The 3554-nt window shown below is 65.3% G+C and carries 4 protein-coding genes; all 4 read right to left on the bottom strand.

Features of this window, described 5'->3' with window-relative positions; all coding sequences use genetic code 11:
• On the bottom strand, positions 1–1058 hold a 1058-nt coding region (locus tag AC5RWT_RS35735; protein WP_494084360.1), incomplete at its 3' end, for a PHP domain-containing protein.
• Between the two features lie 108 nt (positions 1059–1166).
• Positions 1167–2129 (bottom strand): RluA family pseudouridine synthase, encoded by a 963-nt coding sequence (locus AC5RWT_RS35740; protein ID WP_494044107.1) that lies wholly within the window; start codon positions 2127–2129, stop codon positions 1167–1169.
• Entirely contained in the window at positions 2095–2727 is a 633-nt protein-coding gene (gene lspA / locus AC5RWT_RS35745; protein ID WP_494044108.1) for a signal peptidase II, read from the bottom strand. Before lspA ends, AC5RWT_RS35740 begins: the two co-directional genes overlap by 35 nt.
• Before the next feature lie 127 nt (positions 2728–2854).
• Complete coding sequence (locus tag AC5RWT_RS35750; protein WP_494084359.1) at positions 2855–3520, bottom strand: DivIVA domain-containing protein; 666 nt, start codon at positions 3518–3520, stop codon at positions 2855–2857.
• Positions 3521–3554: the final 34 nt, after the last annotated feature.

The following is a 3554-nucleotide window of genomic DNA, read 5'->3' on the forward strand; positions in this document are numbered from 1 at the left end:
ACCCGGATGCCGTGGTCCTTGGACCAGTTGATGAAGTCGGCCACCACCAGGAAGTAGCCGGGGAAGCCCATCTGGAGAATGATGCCGATCTCATATTCGGCCTGCTTGCGCACGTCGTCGGGAATGCCCGTCGGGAACCGGTAGTGCAGCCCCTTCTCGACTTCCTTAACGAACCAGGATTCCTCGTTCTCGCCCTCCGGCACCGGGAACCGCGGCATGTAGGAGGCCTTGGTGTTGAACTCCACGTTGCAGCGCTCGGCGATCAACAGGGTGTTGTCGCACGCTTCGGGCACATCGCGGAAAATGGCCCGCATCTCCGCCGGGGACTTCAGATAGAACTCGTCGGCATCGAACTTGAACCGTTTCGGGTCGGCCAGCGACGAGCCGGACTGCACGCACAGCAGCGCCGCATGTGACTTGGCATCCTCGGCGTGCGTGTAGTGGAGGTCGTTGGTGGCCACAAACGGGAGCCCGAGTTCGCGCGCCAGCTTCCGCAGGTCGGTCTGCACGTTGCGCTCGATGTCCAGTCCGTGGTCCATCAGCTCGCAGAAGAAGTTCTCCTTGCCGAAGATGTCCCGGAAATCGGAGGCCGCCTGCTTGGCCTCGTTGTAGAGGCCCAGCCGCAGCTTGGTCTGGACCTCGCCGGACGGGCAGCCGGTGGTGGCGATCAGGCCCTTGCCATAGGTCTGGAGCAGGTCCCGGTCCATCCGGGGCTTGTACAGGTAGCCTTCCAGCGAGGCCAGCGACGAGGCGCGGAAGAGGTTGTGCATGCCCTCGGTGGTCTCGGCCCACATGGTCATGTGGGTATAGGCGCCGGCGCCGGAGACGTCGTTGCGCCCGCCGTCGCCCCAGCGCACGCGCGTCTTGTCCGCCCGGGCGGTTCCCGGAGTCAGGTACGCTTCGACGCCGACAATGGGTTTGACCCCGGCGTTGCGGGCCTTGTTCCAGAAATCGAAGGCACCAAAGACAAACCCATGGTCCGTCGTCGCCACCGCGTTCATGCCCAGTTCCTCGGTGTGGCTGAACAAGTCGGTCAGCCGCGCGGCACCGTCGAGCATCGAGTACTCGGTGTGGTTGTGAAGATGGACGAAGGAATCGTTGCCGGTCTTGGAAGAAGTCACTGCTGCCACCGTTTCATTCTAGGCGTCGGAGCCAGCCAGTCCGGGCTACACGCGGTGTTCGGCCAGTGCCTGCAGCGCGTAAGCCAAGTCCTGCGGGTACTCGCTTTCGTATTCAACCCACTCCCCGTTGCCGGGGTGGTGGAAGCCAAGCTTTTTGGCATGCAGCCACTGCCGGGTCAGGCCCAGGGCTGCGGCAAGTTTCGGATCGGCGCCGTAGGTCAGGTCGCCGGCGCAGGGGTGCCGGAGCGCCGAAAAGTGCACGCGGATCTGGTGGGTCCGGCCGGTCTCCAGATGCACTTCGACCAAGGAGGCCTTGCCGAAGGCCTCGATGACCTCATAGTGGGTCAGCGAATGGCGGCCGTCTTCCACCACGGCGAACCGCCAGTCGTAGCCGGGGTGCCGGCCGATCGGCGCATCGATCGTGCCCTCCAGCGGATCCGGCAGCCCCTGCACGAGCGCGTGGTAGACCTTGTCCACCGTGCGGTCCTTGAACGCGCGCTTCAGCAGGGTGTAGCCGTGTTCGGTCTTGGCCACCACCATCACGCCGGAGGTTCCCACGTCCAGGCGGTGGACGATCCCCGCCCGCTCGGCGGCCCCGGACGTCGAAATCCGGTAGCCGCGGGCGGCGAGGGCACCCACCACGGTGGGCCCCACCCAACCGGGCGACGGATGCGCCGCCACGCCCACCGGCTTGTCGATGACGACGAAATCGTCCTCGTCTCCGAGAATCTTCAAATCCTCAACCTCTTCCACCACGACGGCGAGCGGATCCCGCTGCTCCGGTACGGCAATGCGCAGGCTTCCGTGTTCCGGGAGCTTTGCCGATTTGGCGATGGCTCGGCCATCCAGTTCCACGCATTTGTCGCCGAATAGTGCCGCGGCGGCCGAGCGGGATACCCCCAGCAGCGCGGCGACAACCGTGTCTGCCCGTTCGCCGGCCGTCCCACTGTCCAGCTCGACGACCCTGACGTCGTCAGTCACCGCTCTCCCCTGCTGGCTTGCCGCCATCGAGCGGCTTGCCGTCCCCGCTCGACGTGCGGTCCCCGGTCTTAGCGGTCTCCCGGGTGCCATCCATGCCAATCCCCATGAAAGTCAGCACGCACCACAGGATGACGGCCCCGACGACGGCGGAGTCTGCGATGTTGAAGATCGCAAAGTTCGGGAAGGCGATGAAATCCACCACGTGCCCGACGCCGAAAGCGGGTTCGCGGAACAGCCGGTCGGTCAGGTTGCCCAGCGCGCCGCCCAGCAGGAAGCCGAGCGCCACGGACCACCACAGGGAGCGGACCTTGCGGGCGTAAACCAGGATCGCGATGGCGACGGCCGACATCACGAGGGTAAACACCCAGGTGTGGTCCTGGCCGATGGAGAAGGCGGCGCCCGAGTTGCGGATGAAATGCCAGTGCAGCAGGGGCGGCAACACCGGGGTGATCTGGCCCTCGGTCATGGTGGACACGACCCACCATTTGGTCAATTGATCGAAGGCATAGGCGAAGGCCGCGCAGCCTGCCAGCAGCAGGATGAACCGGCCTCTGCCCTTGCGTTGTCCGGGCTCGGCCGCCGCCCCTTCGTTGGATCGATCAGCTGGCGGTGGAGTTTCTGACATGTCTCTCTCGTCTTCAGTGCCGTCCGGGGCACCGGTGCGGTGTCCAAAGGCAATGGCCGGCGGCAGGATGATCCCGGCGCCGGCCATGGGGACCCTGCGGAACAGGGCCGTCAGTTACCTTCCGCGCTTACGCGTCGGCGCTGTCCTTGACTTCGGGGGCAGCGAAGGAGCCGCGGGCTTCCAGATCGCGCAGCTGGCCTTCGATGTAGGCCTTCAGGCGGGCGCGGTAGTCGCGCTCGAATCCACGCAGCTGCTCGAGCTTGCGCTCCAGCACGGCCTTCTGCTGCTCGAGGTTGCCCAGCGTCTTGCGGCTCTTTTCTTCGGCGTCATTGACCAGGCTGCTGGCTTCCAGCTGCGCCTCGGCGATGATCTTGTCCCGCTGCTCCACGCCGGCGGTGACGTACTCGTCGTGGAGCTTCTGGGCCATGGCCAGCACGCCCGCCGCCGACTCGGCGGTAGCGGAGCGGTCGGTCGCGGGGGCCGCGGCTGCGGCAGGAGCCGGCTTCGGCTCTTCCTTCGCCTTAGGCTCGACCTTCGGTTCTTCCTTGACCTGTTCGCGGACCTGTTCGGTCTTCGGGGCGGCAGAGACCGGAGCCGGCACGGTGGCCTCCGGAGCCTTGCCCGACGTGGCTTCAGCCAGCTTCTTGCGAAGTTCGTCGTTCTCCTGGTTCAGCCGGCGGAGTTCGACGACGATCTCATCGAGAAAGTCGTCAACCTCATCCTGGTCATAGCCTTCGCGGAACTTAGTCGGCTGGAACCTCTTGTTGACAACGTCTTCTGGCGTCAAAGCCATCTGGTCACCTCATACTGGTTCGTGGGTCATGAAT

The sequence above is a fragment of the Arthrobacter sp. Dra40 genome, from assembly GCF_059091905.1.